This window comes from Holtiella tumoricola (assembly GCF_027857615.1).
GTDB classification, from domain to species: Bacteria; Bacillota; Clostridia; order Lachnospirales; family Cellulosilyticaceae; genus Holtiella; species Holtiella tumoricola.
Genome location: NZ_JAQIFT010000048.1, coordinates 99862 through 120150 on the forward strand (window position 1 = coordinate 99862; position 20289 = coordinate 120150).

Genomic DNA, 20289 nt, shown 5'->3' on the forward strand with positions numbered 1-20289 from the left:
TAGTGTTTAAATTTTTCGAACATACTAACGGTAGAAACTATTAAGGAGGAATATTTATGTCAATGGAATTACTACAAAAAATGCGCAAAGTGAATAGATTATTACAACGTGTAGGATCAGATCGCGTAATCTTCTCAGATATTTGCGAAGTAATCAGTGATGTAGTTCAATCAAACGTATTAGTAATTAGCAATAAAAGCAAGGTGTTAGGTATTCATAACCTATTTGCAAATGACATTGTTAATGAAGAACAATATATCGGTTATGCAATTAATGACCAACTTATCTCTATGATGGACGTAAGAGATAACATTTCTATGGAAACTATTTTTGCAGATAGTGCAAATAGCGGAAATTACATTGGGTGTGTTGTACCAATCGTAGCAGGTGGACAAAGACTTGGTACATTCGTACTTTACAAACAAAAAAATCAAGGAAGCTATGCAACAGAAGATATGATTCTTGCTGAATATGGTGCAACAATCGTAGCTGTTGAAATGCTTACATCTCTTAAAGATGAAACAGATGAAGAAGCTCGTAAAATCGCAGTTGTTAAATCTGCAATTGGTACATTATCATACTCAGAGCTTGAAGCAATCTTCCACATCTTTGAAAAACTTGATGGAACAGAAGGTTTACTTATCGCAAGTAAAATTGCTGATAAAGTTGGTATTACACGTTCAGTTATCGTTAATGCACTTCGCAAGTTTGAAAGTGCTGGTGTAATCGAATCACGTTCTCTTGGTATGAAGGGAACATACATTAAAGTATTAAATGATGCTTTAATTGAAGAATTAAACAAGCTTAAAAAATAATATAAAATGATTAAGAGTCTTAGGCATTTAGCCTTAGACTCTTTTTTATTGTTTAAAAAGTTTGCAAAAGAATAACTTTAATACTTATACTTTGAAATTTTAGAGGTAAAAAAAACTTTATGCAATTTCTTGAATACAGGACTATAAATTTCTGAATAATTAGTTAGGTTGAATAAAAGTATTTATTGCACATTGTTATAAATACTATAAATCCTATAGAGATTTATAAATATAATGCGTAATTTATAAAAAAAATGAATTTTACTAGACAAAAAAAATCATTTTAGATATAATTACTGTATACATAATAATTTATATTTATACTATATATAAATAATATTATAGACAAGGGGGGGTCACATTTATGCAAAATGAATTAGCTTTGTTCTTATCCTATTTGAATGATGTTAAACATTCATCTGTCAATACCATTCAATCTTATGAGCGTGACTTAAAATATTTCTTTAAATTTTTAAGTGAACATCAAATTGATCAAGTGAATGACATTAGTTGTGAATGGATTCAAACATACTTAGATTATATGAGAAGTTTGAATAAATCTTCATCTACTATTTCAAGAACCTTAGCTTCTATTCGAGCATTCTTTTTCTATCTCATTAAAGAAGGTAAAGCTTATGAAAATCCAGCAGTTGCTATTGAAATGCCAAAAATAACAAAAAAGGTGCCGAAAATTTTATCTGAAAATGATATATCTGTATTACTAAATGAACCACATACAACAGATATTAAAGGAATACGTGATAAAGCCATGCTAGAACTCCTTTATGCAACGGGGATAAGAGTGACAGAACTCATTACATTAAAGGTGACTGATATTAACCTCAATCAAGGGTATATTATTTGTAGGGATCAAAATAAAGAACGCTGTATACCAATTGGCAAACCAGCCATTACTGCATTGAAAAATTATTTAACAGATGTACGATATGCTATGATTCGCGATCAGCATGAAGAAGCACTTTTCGTTAATTGCAATGGATTACCATTAACGCGTCAAGGCTTCTGGAAAATATTAAAAACCTATGCAAAGAATGCACATATTGAAGCAGAAATTACACCACATATGCTGAGGCATTCATTTGCAGCACACCTTATTCAACATGGGGCAAATTTAAAATCCGTTCAACAAATGTTAGGGCATTCGGATATTTCAACAACACAAGTTTATACTCATATAGCTAAATAAACTATAAAATAGAAAATAACAGGGATAAAACCCTGTTATTTTTTTGTTATTTGGTATACAATACGACTATAACCAAATAATTGAAATATATGGATAAGGATGTGATTGACGTGAACAGAGTTATTTGGATTGTCTTAGATAGTGTTGGAATGGGTGCTATGCCAGATGCCCATTTATATGGTGACGTGGATACAAATACACTTGGTCATGTTTATAATATGAATAAAGGTCTTAGCTTACCAAACCTTACAAAATTAGGACTTGGTAATATTGAAGGGATGCAAGAACTCGATAAGGCTGATCAACCTATTGGGACTTATGCAAGACTTGGTGAACTTTCAAAAGGAAAAGATACAACAACAGGACACTGGGAAATGGTTGGTATTCATACTGAAGTACCGTTCCCAACTTACCCAAATGGTTTCCCAAAAGAAATTATGGATGCTTTTGAAGCAGCTATTGGTACTAAAACACTTGGAAACTGTACAGCATCGGGAACAGCGATTTTAGATGAACTTGGTGAAGAACATATGAAAACAGGATATCCTATTGTTTATACATCAGCAGATAGTGTATTCCAAATTGCTGCACATGAAGAAATTATTCCACTTGAAAAATTATATGAAATGTGTGAAATCGCTAGAAACCTATTAAAAGGTGAGCACGAAGTATCTCGTGTTATTGCAAGACCGTTTTTAGGAACACCAGGCAACTTTACACGTACACCTAACCGTCACGACTATGCAGTGACACCACCAGCAGACAACTTACTTGTTTATGCTAAAGAAAAAGGTTTAGATGTAATCGCAGTTGGTAAAATAGAAGATATTTTTGCAGGTCAAGGTGTAACTTATGCAACACATACCAAATCAAACGAAGATGGGATTAAACAAACGATTGATTTAATCAAAAAAGATAGTCATGGACTTATCTTTACAAATTTAGTTGACTTTGATATGAAGTGGGGCCATCGTAATGATTGGGAAAACTATGGTAAAGGCTTAGAAGAATTTGACCGTTACTTACCAGAAATCATGGCTGCAATGAAAGAAGATGACCTTCTAATCATTACAGCTGATCATGGCTGTGACCCAACAACCCCAGGAACAGACCATACAAGAGAATATGTTCCATTACTTGCTTATAGCAAACAACTTAAAGAAGGTCGTGATTTAGGAACACGTAATAGTTTTGCAGATATTGGTCAAACAGTATGCGAAATCTTTGGATTACAACCACTTAAAATTGGTGAAAGTTTCTATTCACAACTATCCAAATAAGAGGGAGAGGATTCCATGAGAATTTATGACATTATTGAAAAGAAAAAATTAGGTGGTACTTTAAACCATGAAGAAATTCAGTTTGTTGTAACAGGCTATACAGATGGAAGCATACCAGACTATCAAATGTCAGCCCTTTTAATGGCCATTTACTTCCAAGGTATGAACGATGATGAAACTGCTCACTTAACAGAATGCATGGCTAAAAGTGGGCAAATGCTAGATTTATCAGCTATCTCTGGTATTAAAGTGGATAAACATAGTACAGGTGGTGTAGGTGATACAACAACGATTGTACTTGCACCTTTAGTTGCAGCAGCAGGTGTACCAGTTGCCAAAATGTCAGGTAGAGGTCTTGGACATACAGGTGGAACGGTAGATAAATTAGAATCTTTCCCAGGTTTCAAAGTAGAACTCGGTCTAGATGACTTTATTAATAATGTGAATAAACATGGTGTTGCAGTTGTAGGACAGACTGGTAACTTAGCACCAGCTGATAAAAAAATCTATGCTCTTCGCGATGTAACAGCAACTGTGGACAACGTATCTTTAATTGCGGCATCTATTATGTCTAAGAAAATTGCTGCAGGTTCTAATGCAATCGTACTGGATGTAAAATGTGGAAGTGGTGCCTTTATGAAAACACTAGATGATGCTAAATTACTTGCAGATACGATGGTGCGTATTGGTAAAGCAGTAGGTCGTGATACAATTGGTATTGTAACAGATATGAACCAACCTTTAGGTAACGCCATTGGTAATAGTCTAGAAGTTATTGAAGCCATTGAAACATTAAAAGGTGAAGGACCAGAAGACTTAACACTTTTAACAGTGACTTTTGCAGCAAATATGTTCCTTTTAGCACATCGTGTTGAAACATTAGAAGAAGGTATTCAACTTGCAGAAGAACTTATTGCTTCAGGTAAAGCCATGGATAAACTTTGTGAATGGGTAGCCTCACAAGGAGGCAATCCAGATTCAGTACGTGATTATAGCCTTTTACCATCAGCTTCAAAAGACATGGAAGTTGTGGCAAAACAAGCAGGTTTTGTAGAAAGTATTGAAACAGAGCTTATTGGAAAAGCGGCTTTAGTACTTGGTGCAGGTAGAGAAAATAAGGAAAGTGTTATTGACTTAGGTGTAGGCCTTATTATGCATAAGAAGATTGGTGATCAAGTAGAAGCTGGTGATTCACTAGCAACACTTTACTACAGTGACCAATCTAATACAGAAGGCGCAATACGTTACATCTATGAAGCTTATAAATTCAGTCAAGATAAAGTGGAAAAACCACAACTTATTTATACAACTATCCGTTAGGATACAAGCAGAGAGAAGAGTAAAATCTTCTCTCTTTTTGTATACCCTTTAATCAATTAAATACTTGGTTAGGTGTAAGGGCGTGTGGATGATCTTATCACATGCTTGAAGGTTTTGCCTTCCAAGAAGAAACATTTACTTCTATCTCTTCACCACGGTGTACTACTGGAAGTGAAAACTTACCTAGCTGAGTAGAAAAGTACGGTGATGGGTGGGTGATCTCCATGTAGATTTTTTCCAGAATGGACTTAGAATGTGTTAACGAATATGAAGGAAGGGTTTATGCGAGTGTGTGAGTGATAGCGAGTTTTCACGTGTTCTAACTGAATAGGAGTTTACACATTCTTAATCCATTTAAGCAAAAGTGAAAGGGGTAAAATATTTATTTTATAAATGTAGACTAATTTCTTACAATACATAGTATATTTTGACGTAAATAACAAATAATAGAAATAAATTGTAAGGAGGTAGAAAGATGTTAAGAAAAAAAATCATTGCTACCATACTACTTCTTACATCCCTTGCTAGCGTATTTAGCGTATATGCAGAACCAGCAGCAACTGGAGCTGGTATGGCTGAAACAGCTAGAAGTTATGTACTTATGGAAGCAAGTAGTGGCAAAATTTTGCTAGAAAAAAATATGGATGATGAAGTTCCACCTGCTAGTATTACAAAAGTTATGACGCTTTTACTCATTCATGAAGCAGTAGCAGCAGGGAAAATTAATTGGGATGACCCTGTAACAGTAAGTAGCCATGCTGCAGGTATGGGTGGTTCTCAAATCTTCATGGAAGAAGGCGAACAACAACCTGTACGTGACCTTGTCAAAGCAATATGTATTGCATCTGCAAATGATGCTGCTGTTGCAATGGCAGAGTATATTGGTGGAAGTGAAAGCCAGTTTGTAGATATGATGAATGCACGTGCAAAAGAACTTGGTATGGAACATACAACATTTAAAAATGCTTGTGGTTTACATGTAGATGGACATGTTTCTTCTGCTCATGATGTTGCACTTATGTCTAGAGAACTTATTAGCAAATTCCCAGAGATTTCTAAAACACTTACAACATGGATGGACACCATTACACACCATACACGTAAAGGTGATACAGAATTTGGTCTTACAAATACAAATAAAATGATTAAATGGTATAATGGTCTTACTGGTCTTAAAACAGGTTATACACCACAAGCCAAACACTGTGTAAGTGCAACAGCAAATCGTGATGATATGAACTTAATCGCTGTTGTTATGGGGTCTCAAGATGGTAAAATTAGATTCCGTGAAGCAGCACAACTTTTAGATTTTGGTTTTGCAAACTACAAAGTTAAAAAGGGCCCAGAAGTAGGTGAAGTACTTGGTAGTATGAAAGTTAAAAAAGGTGATATGAAAGCAGTAGAGTTTACAATAGAAAACTCTATGGCCTTTGTCGTGCCAAAAGATCGTACAGAAAAAGAATTTTCATATGAAATCAAATATGATGATGAAAATGTCATCGCACCAGTCTATAAAAATCAAAAGCTTGGAACCATTGTTTATAGCTTAGATGGTGAAGTGGTGGGTGAAGCACCTCTTGTAGCAGCTTTTGATGTGGGTAAAGCTAAATTTAATGATATGCTCCCTTATATGGCGATGCGTTATTTCAGATTAAGCTAGATAAATATGCCTTAGAAGGTAGAGACTAAACAAAAGGTCTCTACCTTTTTTATAGTTTATCTTGCAATATGGTGTCGAAATAGCTTAAACTGTTAATAGATTGTTGTCAGTAAGGAGAAAATGAATGAGTGTAACATTTAAATTAGAAGATTTTGAAGGTCCTCTGGACTTACTCCTTTATTTGCTCGAAAAGAACAAAATGAGTATTTGTGATATAGAAATTTCTTCTATTACAGACCAGTATTTAGCTTATATAGAAAGTTCAAATACACTTGAATTAGAACAAATGAGTGAATTTATCGTGATGGCGGCAACTTTACTCTATATTAAATCTAAAATGCTTTTACCTAAGCCTCCTAAAAATGAAGAGGTTAACGAAGAAGACCCTAGGGAAGAATTAATTAGAAAGCTATTAGAATACAAAAAGATTAAGTACGTTTCTCATGAATTAGATGAACGCCAAAATGGTTCTTCAGATTTCTGTTTTAGAAATCATGAAAGTAACGATAAGATAGAAGTACCCGTACCAACTACAGAAGATATCTTAATTGATGTTACCCTTGAGCAACTTTATGAAGCTTTTCAGAACTTAATGAAGCAAAAGCAAATTTTGGTGCATCAAAAATCTAAGAAAATTGATTCTTCTATATTAAAAAAGGATACCTATACAATTGAGCAGAAAGCACTCTACATTTTAAACTTATTAGAGTTAAATGGAAGAGTATCTTTTTTTGAGTTGTGTACAGTAAGTATGCCAAAAGTAGAACGTATTGTAACTTTTATGTCCATCTTAGAATTAGTACATAAAAAACAAATTCGAATTGTACAGGAAAAGCCTTTGGCAGATATTATTATTACAGGAGTGAAAGAAGATGCAAAAGACTGAACTTGAGAGTGCATTAGAATCCATTCTTTTTTATGTAGGTGATAGTGTGCCAAGTGGCAAGCTCTCAGAAATTTGTGAAGCAGAAGAAATTACCATTCATATGGCAATTTACAGGCTAAATGAATGGTATGAAAAGACAGGAAGTGGCATTGAAATCATAGAAGTAGACAATGGTTATCAAATGTGTACAGTACCACGAAATATTGGTTATATTCAACGCTACAAGCAAAAGCCAGTGAAGAAGCTACTTACCCAAGCCTTGCTTGAAACATTGGCAATTGTGGCCTATTCTCAGCCGATTACAAAGGCACAAATCGAGGACATTCGTGGTGTAAGATGTGAGCACGCTGTTAGTAAACTTTTAGAATATGATTTGATTGAAGAAGTAGGAAGGCTCAATGTTATTGGACGTCCTATTTTGTTTGGTACCACAACCAGCTTCTTACGTCACTTCGGCTTTAAAAACATTGAAGAACTTCCTAAAGTGAAGGAAGAGTTAATTGAGCGTTTTAAAAAAGAAATAGAGGAAGAAATGAATTATATTTCTGAAGAAACAGCCAATGAACAATTAAAGAATGAGCTAGAAAATAGTGAGGAAACAGATGCAAACGATAAAGAATAAGCTCTAATAAACCTATTAAAATGTATAAAATGGAATAGTATGAGGTATGCTGAATCATAGAATATACATTGGTTTTGAGGAGACGATTAGAATGAAAAAACGACTTAAAAGTATCGTTGCGTTAACACTTTTAATGACACAATGTGTTTATGCGAGTGAAGGTCCAGGAACAATCTATTCAAAAGGATCTGTTTTAATAGAGAAGGATAGTAAGCGTATTTTATATGAACAAAATGCACATGAACCACTTCCTATGGCGAGTACAACAAAGATTATGACTTGTATTGTAGCCATTGAATCAGGTAAATTAGATGAGATTGTGACAGTATCTAGCCGTGCGGCACGTGCGCCTAAAGTAAAATTAAACCTTCAAACAGGTGAAAAACAAAAACTAGGTGACTTACTTTATTCACTTATGTTAGAATCACATAACGATACAGCTATAGCTGTAGCAGAACATGTAGGCGGAAGTGTAGAAGGCTTTTGTGAAATGATGACCGAAAAAGCAAAAGAATTAGGTGCTGAAGATACTTGTTTTGAAACACCTAACGGTTTAGATGGTCCTAATCATCATGCAACAGCTTATGATATGGCCCTTATTGCAGCATATGCCTTAGAAAATCCAAAATTTGTTGAGATTATTACAACACCTGAAAAAAGCATTCCAACAGAAACAGTTGAAGGAAGCAAACCTCATCAACTTAGAAATAAAAATCGCTTTTTAAGTCAATACCAAGGTGCAGAAGGTGTTAAAACAGGATTTACAAACAAAGCAGGTCACTGTTTTGTAGGTGCCGTTAAAAAAGATGGTATGGAGCTTATTGGTGTTTCACTGGGGGCAGGTTGGAATGATAAAGGTAAATCACGTAAGTATACAGATGTGATCAAATTAATGAATTATGGTTTTGATAACTATAAAAAGTATCAAGTTATTGAAGATGGTGAGAACTACGGTGTTGTTCCTGTTATAGAAGGAAAAGAAGAACAAATTGAAGTGCATCCAAAAGAAGATATTATTTTGCCATTATCAGCAGAAGAAAAAGCAAGTGTGGAAATCAAAAAAACACTTCCAAATGAAATAGAAGCACCTATTGTAGAAAATCAAGTGATAGGTAAATTAGAAGTGGTATGTGGCAATACTATTATTGAAAAAACAGAGCTTTTAGCAAATCGCAGTATAGCGAAGGCTACTTTGATGGATAAAATCAAGAAGTTTTTCAATATAGAAGATAAATAAAGGTATAAACACAGAATAAATAGGCAACAACCCTAATAACATAGACATACAATACAGACAAAATAGTAGGTAACAAAAGAAAGGGTAGATTTATGCGACTACAAAAATATTTAGCCCAATGTGGCGTTGGATCAAGAAGAAAATGTGAGCAGTATATTGCAGAAGGTAAAGTAAAAGTAAATGGACAAGTTGTAACTGAACAAGGCGTACAAGTAGAGGAAGGGGATGAAGTCCTCTTTGAAAATCAGCCTGTACAAGAAGAAGAACAATTAGTATATTACTTACTTAATAAACCAACAGGTTATATTACATCTGTAGCAGATGAAAAAGATCGTCCAACAGTTTTAGACTTAGTAAAAAACATTCCTTATCGTATTTTTCCAGTAGGACGTCTTGACTATAATACAACAGGACTTCTTATCTTAACAAACGATGGAGAGCTTACTTATGCCCTCACACATCCAAAACACCATGTAGATAAAACTTATGTTGTTAAAGTAAAAGGTGATATACGTCCATCAACACTTCAAAAGCTTCAACAAGGTGTAGTCATTGATGGTTATTTAACAGCACCAGCAAAAACAAAAGTTATTCGACAAAATGGTGCAACAACAACTTTCAGTTTAACTATACATGAAGGTCGTAATAGACAAGTTAGAAAAATGTGTGCAGCAGTAGGTTATGATGTCCTACGTTTAACACGTGTATCTATGGGATCACTTGAACTTGGCGATTTAGAATCAGGATCTTATAGACCACTGACCAGACAAGAGGTTAATTATTTAAAAGGATTAGGTGAATAAAATGCTCAGTCGTAATATGACCAATAACTTACATCTTCTTATTGAACAACACCTCAAAATGTGGGGGAAACAAAATTTAACAGCAATGGACGGAACTCTAGGTAATGGTTATGACCTAGAGTTTTTGCATAGTCAAGAACAGGTTTCAACCCTTTATGGCTTTGATATACAGCAGCAAGCCTTAGATAATAGTAGAGAGAAAATAGTTAGTTCTACAAAGGAAGTACATCTTATTTTAGATTCTCATCATCATTTAGAGCAGTATATAGAAGGCGAAATTGATTTAGCCGTATTTAATTTAGGGTATTTGCCTGGAGCAGATAAGGGTGTTGTGACTCATACAGAAACCACTTTAGAAGCCTTACAAAAGGTAATGGACAAACTATCAGATGGTGGTCTTTTAGCTGTTATGACTTATCCAGGGCATGAGGAAGGCCGTAATGAACATGAACATATTGAAACCTTTTTGCAAAGTTATCATGTTAGGGAATTTTCTATTTTACATTTGAATGTAATGAATGTAAAAAAGCCTTGTCCTAATTGTTTCTTAATTTTGAGAAAAAAATAACGATTTGTTTGAAAAGTCGAGTTAAATGTCACAAAATATAATATATAATATAAAAATATATTGTATATTATATTTTTGTTTAGTATACTGTAATTGGCAATCTTTATACTTAGTTTTTCAAATTTTTTTACTAATTGGAGGGTATCAGATGAGCACATTACAAAAATTATCTGAACTGGAAGCTCACAAATCAGCCATTCAAAATGGTTATGATGAAGCAGCTAAAAAAGCAGTTTTAGATAAAGGTAAACTAACTGCTAGAGACAGAATTACACATTTACTTGACGAAAATAGTTTCGTTGAAATTGGTGCTTTCATTACAAGTAAAACCACAGCTTGTAAAGGGGAAAAAGTACAAGCACCAGCAGACGGTGTAGTATGTGGCTATGGTACAATCGAAGGCAATCTTGTTTATGTATATAGCCAAGATCCAGCTGTATTAGGTGGATCAATAGGGGAAATGCATGCGAAAAAGATTGTTAAGACATATGATGATGCAATCAAAATGGGTGCACCTGTTGTAGGCTTTATTGATACAGTAGGACTTCGCCTAGAAGAAAGTATTGAAGCACTAAATGGGTATGGAATGATTTTTGGTAAAATGTCAGAAGCTTCAGGGCTTATTCCACAAATCTCAGTAGTATGCGGAGATTGTGCAGGTGGTGTTTCCTTTATAACAGGATTATCTGACTTTACATTTATCTCAACTAAAAATGGACAGATGTACTTAAATAGTCCTAATACCCTTGAAGATAAAAAAGCATCGTTTGATACAGTAGCAGCATCAAATGTACATTTAAGTCAAAGCGGACTTGCACATTTTGGCCAAGCTGATGAACAGGTGTTAATTGGAGAAGTACGTAACCTTATGAGTTACTTACCTGCAAATAGTGACGATGAAGCACCTTGTTATCAATGTGTGGATGATTTAAATCGTGTAGATGAAGCACTTAATCAATTTGACTTTGAAGTAGCAAATGCCAAAGACATTGTAACTTCAATTGTAGATGACTGTACATATGTAGAAGTAAGTAAAGAATACGGTGCAAAAGCTTTAACAGCGTTTGCAAGAATGAATGGTGTAACAGTTGGTATGATTGCAAATACAGAAAAAACTGTTGATCTTCAAGCAATAGAAAAAATAACTCAGTTTGTAAATTTCTGTGATGCATTCAATATTCCACTAGTAACCCTCTCTCAAATTGAACGTATTGAATCCACAGTTGAAACAGAAAAATCGGGTATTATTAAGGCAGCTAGTAAATTAGCTTTTGCTTTTGCAAATGCCACTGTACCTAAAGTCAATGTCATCTTAAAAGAAGCTTATGGAATGGCATACACCCTCATGAATAGTAAACATTTAGGTGCGGACTATGTTTATGCATGGCCAACAGCTGAAGTTTCTACAATGAATAGTGAAAGTGCTGTTAAAATCATGTATGGGGAAGAACTTGAACAAGCTACAGATAAAGTAGCAGTAATGAATGAAAAAATTGCTGAATTTGAAGCAACTCATAGTAGTGTTTATGCAGTAGCTGCACATGGCTACATTGATGATATTATTGAACCAGCTGCAACAAGAAAACGCGTTATTGCTGCCCTTGAAGTGCTTTATACAAAACAAGTGGCAAGTACACTTAAAAAGCACCCAACAGTATAAGGTAGGTGAGCCAAATGGAATTTAGTTTGAATTTTGGTGCCATGGTAGATGGATTAAGTGTTTTCTTAATCGGTGTGTCAATGGTATTCGTAGTGCTTCTTATATTAATTGCTTTAATCAAAGTAACAGGTATGATCGTTGCAACAATTGAGAGTAAGAAGGATACTAATAAAGAAGTAGCAGTTACAGTAGTACAAGAAGAAGTACTTGTTGTAGAAGCAGTAGATGAAACTTCAGAGCTTGAACTTGTTGCTGTGATTACAGCAGCTATTGCAGCAAGTCTTGGTACAACAGCAGATCAGTTACAAGTTCGTTCATTAAGACAAATTAACAGACATAGAGCATAAGAAAATAGGGAGGGTTCAAAAATGAGAAAATTTCAAGTAACAGTTAATGGGAATACATACGAGGTAGAAGTTGAAGAATTAGGTGCAGGTGTAAGCACATCAGCAGCGCCAGTAGCTCAAAGACCAGTGGCACCAGTAGCGATGCCAAAAGCAGCGGCACCTGTGACACCAGCAGCTCCAGCGGCAACAGGTCAAAATAAAGTTGTTGCGCCAATGCCAGGTAAAATCGTAGATGTAAAAGTTAAAGTAGGTCAAGTTATTAAAGAAGGTGATCTTGTTGCTATTTTAGAAGCTATGAAAATGGAAAATGAAGTTTTTGCATCTGCATCAGGTACTATTGCATCTGTAAATGTATCTTCAGGTGCTATGGTAGAAGCAAACGATGTGATTGTTTCTATTAACTAATCTTTTGACCTAACGCTATAGAGGGGGAAACAAAAATGAATATATTGAATGTCTTCGTAGACGCGGTCAAAGAATTCTGCATGAGTTCGGGTATTGCGCAAATGGACTGGAAATATGCAGCCATGATTATTATTGCCTGTGTATTACTTTACTTAGCCATTGCAAAAGGCTTTGAACCACTTTTACTTGTACCTATTGCATTTGGGATGTTACTTGTTAACTTACCAGGCGTGGGCATTACAGCACATGATGCAATGAATGAAGTAACAGGTAAATTAGAACCAGGTGGACTTTTATACTACATAGGTATGGGTAAAGAGTTAGGAATCTTCCCACCACTTATTTTCATTGGTGTAGGTGCGATGACAGACTTTGGTCCACTTATTGCCAATCCTAAAAGCTTACTTTTAGGTGCTGCAGCCCAACTTGGTATTTTCGTAGCTTTCTTAGGTGCACTTTTACTTGGATTCACAGGTCCAGAAGCTGCATCAATCGGTATTATCGGTGGCGCAGATGGTCCTACATCTATCTTCGTAGCAACAAAGCTTGCACCACACTTACTTGGAGCAATTGCAGTATCTGCTTATTCATATATGGCGCTTGTACCACTTATTCAACCACCAATTATGAGATTGTTTACAACTAAAGAACAACGTATGATCAAGATGGAACAACTCCGTCCCGTTTCTAAAATAGAAAAAATTGTGTTCCCAATTGTTGTTACAATCGTTGTATCTCTTATTTTACCATCAGCAGGCACTTTAGTAGGTATGCTTATGTTTGGTAACTTATTAAAAGAAGTTGCTTCTACAAATCGTTTAGCGGATGTAGCAAGTAATGCAATGATGTCTATTATTACTATTTTATTAGGACTTTCAGTTGGTGCTTCAACAAGTGCAGAGAAGTTCCTTAACATGAATACACTTGGTATTTTATGTTTAGGTTTATTTGCATTTATCGTGGGAACAACAGGTGGCGTACTCTTTGGTAAGATTATGTACTATGCAAGTGGTAAGAAAATTAATCCACTTATTGGTGCTGCAGGGGTATCAGCTGTACCAATGGCTGCACGTGTTGTTCAAAAAACGGGTCAAGAAGAATGCCCAACAAACTTCTTACTTATGCATGCAATGGGTCCAAATGTTGCAGGGGTTATTGGATCAGCGATTGCAGCGGGTGTACTACTATCAATTTACGGTTAATAAGGGAGGCACATTTACATGTCAGAGAATATTGTAAGACCTGTTAAAATAATGGATACAACCTTACGTGATGCGCATCAATCACTTATTGCAACACGTATGACAACTGAAGAGATTTTACCAATTGCTTCTAAAATGGACCAAATTGGTTTCCATGCAATGGAAGTATGGGGCGGCGCAACATTTGATGCTTGCCTTCGCTTCTTAAATGAAGACCCATGGGAAAGACTTCGTAAAATTCGTAAAGAAGTTAAAAATACAAAGCTTCAAATGCTTTTTAGAGGACAAAATATTTTAGGTTATCGTCATTATGCAGATGACGTAGTAGAATACTTTGTACAAAAAAGTATTGCAAATGGTATTGATATTATCCGTATCTTTGATGCTTTAAATGATATGAGAAACTTAGAAACAGCAGTAAAGGCAACACATAAAGAAAATGGTCATGCTCAAGTTGCGATTTCTTATACATTAAGTGATGTACATACTTTGGAATACTATGTTAAACTGGCTAAAAATATTGAAAATATCGGTGCACATTCTATCTGTATTAAAGATATGGCTGGGCTTTTAGTACCTTATGAAGCAGAACGTTTAGTAAAAGCTTTAAAAGCAAATACAAATCTTCCTATTCAACTTCATACACACTATACAAGTGGGGTTGCTTCAATGACTTACCTAAAAGCAGTTGAAGCAGGATGTGATATCATTGATACAGCTATGTCACCACTTGCTATGGGTACATCTCAACCAGCTACAGAAGTTTTAGTTGAAACATTTAAAGGTACACCATATGATACAGGTATTAATACAGAAGCATTAAGTGAAATCACTGAGTACTTTAGACCAATGCGTGAAGAAGCACTTGCAAGCGGTCTTATGAATACAAAAGTATTAGCTGTAGATATTAATACACTTCGTTACCAAGTACCAGGTGGTATGCTTTCTAACTTAGTATCTCAATTAAAACAACAACATGCAGAAGATAAATACTATGAAGTATTACAAGAAATTCCAAAAGTACGTGCAGACTTTGGTTACTTACCACTTGTAACACCAACAAGCCAGATTGTAGGAACACAAGCTGTACTAAACGTACTTGCAGGCGAACGTTACAAAATGGTTTCTAAAGAATCTAAAGGGATTGTACGTGGGGAGTATGGTTGTACACCAGTACCAATCAAAGAAGAAATTGTTAAAAAAATTATTGGTGATGAAATGCCAATTACTTGTAGACCTGCTGACTTACTCACTCCAGAACTTGATAAACTTGAAAAAGAAATGGCTATTTATAAACAACAAGATGAAGATATCCTTTCTTATGCTCTATTCCCACAAGTTGCAATGGACTTCTTTAAGTATCGTGAAGCACAGGGGAAGAAAGTTGACCCAACAATTGCGGACAAAAAGAACAAAGCTTATCCAGTGTAAGTAGTAAAATGCCAAAAAGACTACAGGAATACCTATCCTGTAGTCTTTTTATGCGTTAATTCATAAAATATCGTTGTAAAAAGTAAAATATAATATATAATGATACTAGATAAAAGATAAAGAAGGTATTTGAAAGGAAATGAATATGAATAATGATTTAATTCATCGCATTAAGAAAAGTATGCCTAAACTCAGCAAAGGGCAGAAACTCATCGCTAATTATATTTTAGAACACTACGAAAAAGCAGTGTTTTTGACAGCGGCAAAACTAGGAACAATAGTGGGGGTAAGTGAGTCAACAGTTGTACGTTTTGCAAACGAATTAGGATATGACGGGTACCCTAAGTTCCAAGACGCATTAGAAGAGCTTGTAAAGAGCAAATTAACTGCGATGCAAAGATTAGAAGTTACTACAGATCGTATTGATGTGAATCACGTTCTGAAAAGTGTACTTCAAACAGATCAAGAAAAAATTGCATATACCATTGAACAAATAGATGAAGAAACTTTTGATATGGCAATTGATAAGATACTAGCAGCAGACACGATTTATATCTTAGGGGTAAGAAGCTGTGCAGGTCTTGCAAGTTTCCTAGGATTTTACTTCAATATTATTTTCCCAAGGGTTAAAGTGATTAATACAAATAGTATTAGTGAGATCTTTGAGCTTTTACATCATATTAGTGAAAACGATGTCATTATTGGTATTAGTTTCCCTAGATATTCAAAACGTATTCTCAAAGCATTAGAATATGCACGCTCAAGACAGGCTGGTATCATTGCGATTACAGATAGTTATATTTCACCGATTGCACAATACGCAGAGCATACTTTAATTGGACGTAGTGAGATGGTATCTTTTGTAGACTCACTTGTAGCACCACTTAGTATCATTAATGCAATTATTGTTGCAGTCAGCTTACGTATGAAAGATGAAATTTCAACCAACTTAGATAATCTTGAAACAGTTTGGATGGAATATGAAGTTTATGATGATACAAGGGAAGTGAATACACCACATTATACGACCCCAACAACAGTTAAGGAAAAATGCGATTAAAGAGAGGGATAAGATGAATAATACTATTGCCATTAGAGGTGCTATTACAGCTGAAAACACAAGAGAGTCTATTCTATGCCAGACAAAAGCACTCTTAGAAGCTGTATTAATGGCCAATCAGGTAAAAATAGAAGAAATTATACAAATTACATTTACTTGCACAAAAGATTTGGATGCAGCTTATCCAGCTATTGCAGCACGTGAGTTAGGTATTACAGAAGCTGCACTTATGTGTATGCAAGAGATGGAGGTAGTGGATTCACTTGAACACTGCATCCGTATTGCACTCATTTGTACAAGCAGCATAGTAACACAAAAAACTGCAAGGCACCAATATTTAGGTGAAGCCTGCAAATTACGTCCAGACCTTGCAACTTTTTCTCTTGCATTAGACGGGCCAGCAGGTGCAGGTAAAAGTACCATTGCTAAACGTATTGCGGGAGAATTAAGTTGTACATACATTGACACAGGTGCAATGTATCGTAGTGTAGGACTATACTGTATACAAAGAGGTATTGATTATACGATAGAAGCTTTAGTTAATGAAGCTTTAGAAGATATACACATTGATTTAACCTATGAAAATGCAAATCAACGTATTTACTTAAACGGTGAAGACGTAAGTGAAGCCATAAGAACACAAGAAGTAGCAGCTTCTGCATCTAAAGTAGCAACTTACGAAAAAGTACGTATCGCCTTAGTTGAGATGCAAAGAAAATTAGCACAAACGAAGTCTGTTGTTATGGATGGACGCGATATTGGTACAGTTGTACTACCTAATGCTACATTAAAAATCTTCTTAACAGCATCTAGTAGTGAGCGTGCAAAAAGAAGGTTAATGGAGTACCAAGCAAAAGGTATGGAAGTAAGTTTTGAAACATTATTAGAAGAAATTGAAGCACGTGACTATCAAGATATGAATCGTAGTGTTTCACCACTTAAAAAGGCAGAAGATGCAGTAGAAGTAGATACAACAAGTCTTACAGTAGAGCAAATTGTTGAACACATCATAGGATTACTTAAACAAAAGCAATAGGAGCTGATAAGATGAAAGTTTTACTTGCAAAAAGTGCAGGATTTTGTTTTGGTGTAAAACGTGCAGTAGATATGGCATTTGATACAGATGCTACTAAAACAACTTATACACTAGGACATATTATTCATAATGAAGCGGTAATTAATAAGCTTCATAACAAAGGAATTCATTCAGTAGAAGAATTAGACAATATTCCAATGGATCAGGTGATTATTCGTGCCCATGGTGTACCAGAAGATGTGTATAAAGAAGCGAACGATAAAGCCATTCATGTTGTTGATGCCACATGTCCTTATGTAACTAAAATTCATAAGCTTGTCAATAGACATGAAAGGGATGGATACAAAATTATCTTGATTGGTGATGCAAAACATCCAGAGATTATTGGGATTAATGGATGGACAAAAGAAGGTTGTATCATATTAAAAAATATTGATGAACTAGACTTAAGTAAGTTAAGTAAAGAAGAACGGTATTTTGTTGTTTCACAAACGACTTATAAGAAAGCAGTAGTAGACGAAATTGTGAACACCTTAGAACAAGCAGGTTACGACATCAAATTTACCAATACAATTTGTAGCGCAACATCAGAAAGACAAGACGAAGCACGTGAAATAGCTGGTCAAGTAGATGCTATGGTTGTAATAGGAAGTCGTTTGAGTTCTAATACGCAAAAACTTTATGAAATTTGTCAATCCATATGTCCGAATACACATTGTATTGATGATGCTTCTATGTTAGAAAAAGAATGGTTTGATGGAGTAGAAGAAGTTGGTGTAACAGCAGGTGCTTCTACACCTAGTGATGTGATTAATGAAGTCCTCACAAAACTAGAACAAATCTAATAGATGCATGGGAGAAGAGCATGAACTATACAGAATTTAAGACAGGTATATTAAGGCTTACCGGTGTGGATTTAAATGCTTACAAAGAAAATCAAATGAAAAGACGTATTGATGCTAATATACGTAAGCATGGATGTAAAGAATATGAGGACTACCTAGCATTACTTAAAATGAATAGAACCCTTTATGATGAATTTTTAAGCTATATTACGATTAACGTATCAGAGTTCTTCCGTAATCCCAATCAGTGGGTCACATTAGAAACAGAGATTATTCCCATGTTGCTTAAAAAGAAGGGGAGCATTAAGATATGGAGTGCAGCATGCTCAACAGGTGATGAGCCTTATTCATTAGCTATGTTGTTATCCAAGTTTATGCCCCTTCATCAAATTAAGATTATTGCTACAGACATAGATCAAGAAATACTTGCCAAAGCTAAAGCTGGCGAGTACATAGATAAACATTTAACCAATGTACCTAAAGATTTACGAGACCGTTTTATCATCCAAGAAGGGGATAAATACGTGATTTCTCCTGAAATCAAAAAATGTATTCAATTTCAACAGCACGATCTTTTAAAAGATCCTTATCCAGAACGTATAGATCTTATTGTATGTCGTAATGTACTGATTTATTTTACAGAAGAGGCTAAAAATGATATTTATACAAAATTTAGTCGTTCTCTAAATAAAGAAGGTATTTTATTTGTTGGAAGTACAGAACAAATCATTGGTTCACAAAAATTTAATCTAAATCCTTATCGTATTTTCTTTTATGAAAAACAATAAAAATAGTATTTTAATATAAAAGCCCTATCTTACTGGCATACGATCGCGAGTAAGGTAGGGCTTTTGGTTATTGGGGTGAAGCACTAGTAAGTTTAGATAGTCCCTTTAGGATTTGTCTAAGAAGGGAAGGAATATGAGGTGCAAATGTATTTGGATCATAGAGCGTATAACATACCTTGTTGCAATCTTGCCAGGAGCGTTCAGATTCTTCTAAGGTATAAGGGAGATAATAACCTTCTTGTTCTAAATAGCATTGATCTTTTGCAACCTTTTGGCGCATGGAAGCTGGAAGAAGTTTAGCTAGGGATTTGTGCATCAGTTCACCTTCAATAAGATAATAGTCTTTAGCTGGTAAATAAGTTTTAAGAGTGAGAAGATGTGCTTCTAGTTGAATCTGAAAAATGTTTTGTTCTGTATCATAGTGGCATACTACATGCTTACACGTTAAATCAAAAGATTTTGAGTAAGTAAGTGTAGGGGAGAGGCGAAAAACTAAAGACTGTTCTTTTAGAACTGTTTCTTTTAAGTCATTGCTACTTAAGTGTTTAAGAAACTGTAAGTAGTTAAAAAGAGCTTGTAAACTTAAAAGTTCTTCTCGGTTGTGTTCTAAGATAAGTGTTTGATAGGCCTCGCTTGGTGTTTGTAAGGAGAGTTTTGCAAGTTTTGCTAGTTCTTTACCTGTACTTGTTTGTAAACGCTTAAATCCTGCTTGAGACTCTAAGGTGGTACGTTTAGCCTTAGATGGCTTAAGATCTACGAGATGACAAGCAGTTAAAAAAGAAGCATCCAAATCATAAGCTTCTAATTTAAAAGTTAGAAAAGGCCATTCAAAATGTTTACCGCCATAAGTGTAAATACGATTGAATTTGTGTAATGTTTCCATAAGTGTATAAAGAAGTTTGATTTCTTCTTCAGTGTTTTCAATGAGCCACTGTTCAAGGAGAAAATCTCCTTCATTTAATGAAGCAAGACCGATGCACATAATGTGATCATTCTGTTTTGATAAACCTGTTGTTTCAAAATCTAAAAAGCAAGTGTCTTTAGAAATGAAAGAATCCGTCACAGGTAAAGACTTTTTTATGTAAATCATCAAAGAATCATCCTTTCTTGTATATTT

21 protein-coding genes are annotated in these 20289 nt (G+C 34.8%); 19 read left to right on the top strand and 2 right to left on the bottom strand.

What is annotated here, in order from left to right:
* Window positions 1-56: 56 nt before the first annotated feature.
* From codY to PBV87_RS13425, 4 genes are all read left to right on the top strand, one after another.
* Entirely contained in the window at window positions 57-815 is a 759-nt protein-coding gene (gene codY / locus PBV87_RS13410; protein ID WP_053985148.1) for a GTP-sensing pleiotropic transcriptional regulator CodY, read from the top strand.
* Window positions 816-1179: 364 nt separating this feature from the next.
* The gene (gene xerD, locus PBV87_RS13415; RefSeq protein WP_271012606.1) at window positions 1180-2022 is read left to right on the top strand and encodes a site-specific tyrosine recombinase XerD; all 843 of its coding nucleotides are present in this window, start codon (window positions 1180-1182) and stop codon (window positions 2020-2022) included.
* Between the two features lie 110 nt (window positions 2023-2132).
* Window positions 2133-3302 (top strand): phosphopentomutase, encoded by a 1170-nt coding sequence (locus tag PBV87_RS13420; protein WP_330373803.1) that lies wholly within the window; start codon window positions 2133-2135, stop codon window positions 3300-3302.
* Window positions 3303-3317: 15 nt separating this feature from the next.
* On the top strand, window positions 3318-4622 hold the full coding sequence (locus PBV87_RS13425) for a pyrimidine-nucleoside phosphorylase (RefSeq protein ID WP_271012607.1): 1305 nt from the start codon (window positions 3318-3320) through the stop codon (window positions 4620-4622).
* A 97-nt stretch (window positions 4623-4719) separates the two neighbouring features.
* Here the strand turns inward: PBV87_RS13425 and PBV87_RS13430 are convergent, their stop codons facing one another.
* Window positions 4720-4848 (bottom strand): hypothetical protein, encoded by a 129-nt coding sequence (locus tag PBV87_RS13430; RefSeq protein WP_271012608.1) that lies wholly within the window; start codon window positions 4846-4848, stop codon window positions 4720-4722.
* 249 nt (window positions 4849-5097) lie between these two features.
* Here PBV87_RS13430 and PBV87_RS13435 point away from each other — a divergent pair, with 249 nt between their 5' ends.
* From PBV87_RS13435 to PBV87_RS13510, 15 genes are all read left to right on the top strand, one after another.
* Complete coding sequence (locus tag PBV87_RS13435) at window positions 5098-6282, top strand: D-alanyl-D-alanine carboxypeptidase family protein (protein ID WP_271012609.1); 1185 nt, start codon at window positions 5098-5100, stop codon at window positions 6280-6282.
* 124 nt (window positions 6283-6406) lie between these two features.
* Entirely contained in the window at window positions 6407-7168 is a 762-nt protein-coding gene (locus PBV87_RS13440; protein ID WP_053985143.1) for a segregation and condensation protein A, read from the top strand.
* The gene (gene scpB / locus PBV87_RS13445; protein WP_082238808.1) at window positions 7155-7790 is read left to right on the top strand and encodes an SMC-Scp complex subunit ScpB; all 636 of its coding nucleotides are present in this window, start codon (window positions 7155-7157) and stop codon (window positions 7788-7790) included. Before PBV87_RS13440 ends, scpB begins: the two co-directional genes overlap by 14 nt.
* 91 nt (window positions 7791-7881) lie before the next feature.
* A complete protein-coding gene (locus PBV87_RS13450; RefSeq protein WP_271012610.1) occupies window positions 7882-9027 on the top strand; it encodes a D-alanyl-D-alanine carboxypeptidase family protein in 1146 nt (381 codons plus the stop codon).
* A 92-nt stretch (window positions 9028-9119) separates the two neighbouring features.
* Complete coding sequence (locus PBV87_RS13455; RefSeq protein ID WP_053985141.1) at window positions 9120-9830, top strand: pseudouridine synthase; 711 nt, start codon at window positions 9120-9122, stop codon at window positions 9828-9830.
* Between the two features lies 1 nt (window position 9831).
* Window positions 9832-10398, top strand: coding sequence for a tRNA 5-(aminomethyl)-2-thiouridylate-methyltransferase MnmM (gene mnmM, locus PBV87_RS13460; protein ID WP_053985140.1), 567 nt, complete (start codon window positions 9832-9834; stop codon window positions 10396-10398).
* A 148-nt stretch (window positions 10399-10546) separates the two neighbouring features.
* On the top strand, window positions 10547-12058 hold the full coding sequence (locus tag PBV87_RS13465) for an acyl-CoA carboxylase subunit beta (RefSeq protein WP_271012611.1): 1512 nt from the start codon (window positions 10547-10549) through the stop codon (window positions 12056-12058).
* A 14-nt stretch (window positions 12059-12072) separates the two neighbouring features.
* Window positions 12073-12405: an OadG family protein gene (locus tag PBV87_RS13470; RefSeq protein ID WP_271012612.1), complete on the top strand. Its 333-nt coding sequence runs from the start codon at window positions 12073-12075 to the stop codon at window positions 12403-12405.
* A 21-nt stretch (window positions 12406-12426) separates the two neighbouring features.
* Window positions 12427-12810 (top strand): biotin/lipoyl-containing protein, encoded by a 384-nt coding sequence (locus tag PBV87_RS13475; protein WP_271012613.1) that lies wholly within the window; start codon window positions 12427-12429, stop codon window positions 12808-12810.
* A gap of 80 nt (window positions 12811-12890) precedes the next feature.
* Entirely contained in the window at window positions 12891-14012 is a 1122-nt protein-coding gene (locus PBV87_RS13480) for a sodium ion-translocating decarboxylase subunit beta (protein WP_334291895.1), read from the top strand.
* A gap of 18 nt (window positions 14013-14030) precedes the next feature.
* A complete protein-coding gene (locus tag PBV87_RS13485; RefSeq protein WP_271012614.1) occupies window positions 14031-15443 on the top strand; it encodes an oxaloacetate decarboxylase subunit alpha in 1413 nt (470 codons plus the stop codon).
* 145 nt (window positions 15444-15588) lie between these two features.
* Complete coding sequence (locus PBV87_RS13490; RefSeq protein WP_330373802.1) at window positions 15589-16503, top strand: MurR/RpiR family transcriptional regulator; 915 nt, start codon at window positions 15589-15591, stop codon at window positions 16501-16503.
* 13 nt (window positions 16504-16516) lie between these two features.
* Window positions 16517-17539 (top strand): (d)CMP kinase, encoded by a 1023-nt coding sequence (gene cmk / locus PBV87_RS22905; protein ID WP_330680421.1) that lies wholly within the window; start codon window positions 16517-16519, stop codon window positions 17537-17539.
* Between the two features lie 11 nt (window positions 17540-17550).
* A complete protein-coding gene (gene ispH / locus PBV87_RS13505) occupies window positions 17551-18384 on the top strand; it encodes a 4-hydroxy-3-methylbut-2-enyl diphosphate reductase (protein WP_053985133.1) in 834 nt (277 codons plus the stop codon).
* A gap of 20 nt (window positions 18385-18404) precedes the next feature.
* Entirely contained in the window at window positions 18405-19172 is a 768-nt protein-coding gene (locus PBV87_RS13510; RefSeq protein ID WP_271012615.1) for a CheR family methyltransferase, read from the top strand.
* 67 nt (window positions 19173-19239) lie between these two features.
* Here PBV87_RS13510 and PBV87_RS13515 read toward each other — a convergent pair whose 3' ends face one another.
* On the bottom strand, window positions 19240-20262 hold the full coding sequence (locus PBV87_RS13515; protein WP_271012616.1) for a ribonuclease H-like domain-containing protein: 1023 nt from the start codon (window positions 20260-20262) through the stop codon (window positions 19240-19242).
* Window positions 20263-20289: the final 27 nt, after the last annotated feature.

Bases quoted from the DNA above. Each gene is read 5' to 3' on its own strand.
- cmk (WP_330680421.1), top strand. From the start codon at position 16,517: ATGAATAATACTATTGCCATTAGAGGTGCTATTACAGCTGAAAACACA.
- PBV87_RS13455 (WP_053985141.1), top strand. From the start codon at position 9,120: ATGCGACTACAAAAATATTTAGCCCAATGTGGCGTTGGATCAAGAAGA.
- xerD (WP_271012606.1), top strand. From the start codon at position 1,180: ATGCAAAATGAATTAGCTTTGTTCTTATCCTATTTGAATGATGTTAAA.
- PBV87_RS13510 (WP_271012615.1), top strand. From the start codon at position 18,405: ATGAACTATACAGAATTTAAGACAGGTATATTAAGGCTTACCGGTGTG.
- PBV87_RS13490 (WP_330373802.1), top strand. From the start codon at position 15,589: ATGAATAATGATTTAATTCATCGCATTAAGAAAAGTATGCCTAAACTC.
- codY (WP_053985148.1), top strand. From the start codon at position 57: ATGTCAATGGAATTACTACAAAAAATGCGCAAAGTGAATAGATTATTA.
- PBV87_RS13475 (WP_271012613.1), top strand. From the start codon at position 12,427: ATGAGAAAATTTCAAGTAACAGTTAATGGGAATACATACGAGGTAGAA.
- mnmM (WP_053985140.1), top strand. From the start codon at position 9,832: ATGCTCAGTCGTAATATGACCAATAACTTACATCTTCTTATTGAACAA.
- PBV87_RS13430 (WP_271012608.1), bottom strand. From the start codon at position 4,848: ATGGAGATCACCCACCCATCACCGTACTTTTCTACTCAGCTAGGTAAG.
- PBV87_RS13425 (WP_271012607.1), top strand. From the start codon at position 3,318: ATGAGAATTTATGACATTATTGAAAAGAAAAAATTAGGTGGTACTTTA.
- PBV87_RS13450 (WP_271012610.1), top strand. From the start codon at position 7,882: ATGAAAAAACGACTTAAAAGTATCGTTGCGTTAACACTTTTAATGACA.
- PBV87_RS13470 (WP_271012612.1), top strand. From the start codon at position 12,073: ATGGAATTTAGTTTGAATTTTGGTGCCATGGTAGATGGATTAAGTGTT.
- PBV87_RS13435 (WP_271012609.1), top strand. From the start codon at position 5,098: ATGTTAAGAAAAAAAATCATTGCTACCATACTACTTCTTACATCCCTT.
- PBV87_RS13485 (WP_271012614.1), top strand. From the start codon at position 14,031: ATGTCAGAGAATATTGTAAGACCTGTTAAAATAATGGATACAACCTTA.
- PBV87_RS13465 (WP_271012611.1), top strand. From the start codon at position 10,547: ATGAGCACATTACAAAAATTATCTGAACTGGAAGCTCACAAATCAGCC.
- PBV87_RS13515 (WP_271012616.1), bottom strand. From the start codon at position 20,262: ATGATTTACATAAAAAAGTCTTTACCTGTGACGGATTCTTTCATTTCT.
- PBV87_RS13440 (WP_053985143.1), top strand. From the start codon at position 6,407: ATGAGTGTAACATTTAAATTAGAAGATTTTGAAGGTCCTCTGGACTTA.
- PBV87_RS13480 (WP_334291895.1), top strand. From the start codon at position 12,891: ATGAGTTCGGGTATTGCGCAAATGGACTGGAAATATGCAGCCATGATT.
- scpB (WP_082238808.1), top strand. From the start codon at position 7,155: ATGCAAAAGACTGAACTTGAGAGTGCATTAGAATCCATTCTTTTTTAT.
- ispH (WP_053985133.1), top strand. From the start codon at position 17,551: ATGAAAGTTTTACTTGCAAAAAGTGCAGGATTTTGTTTTGGTGTAAAA.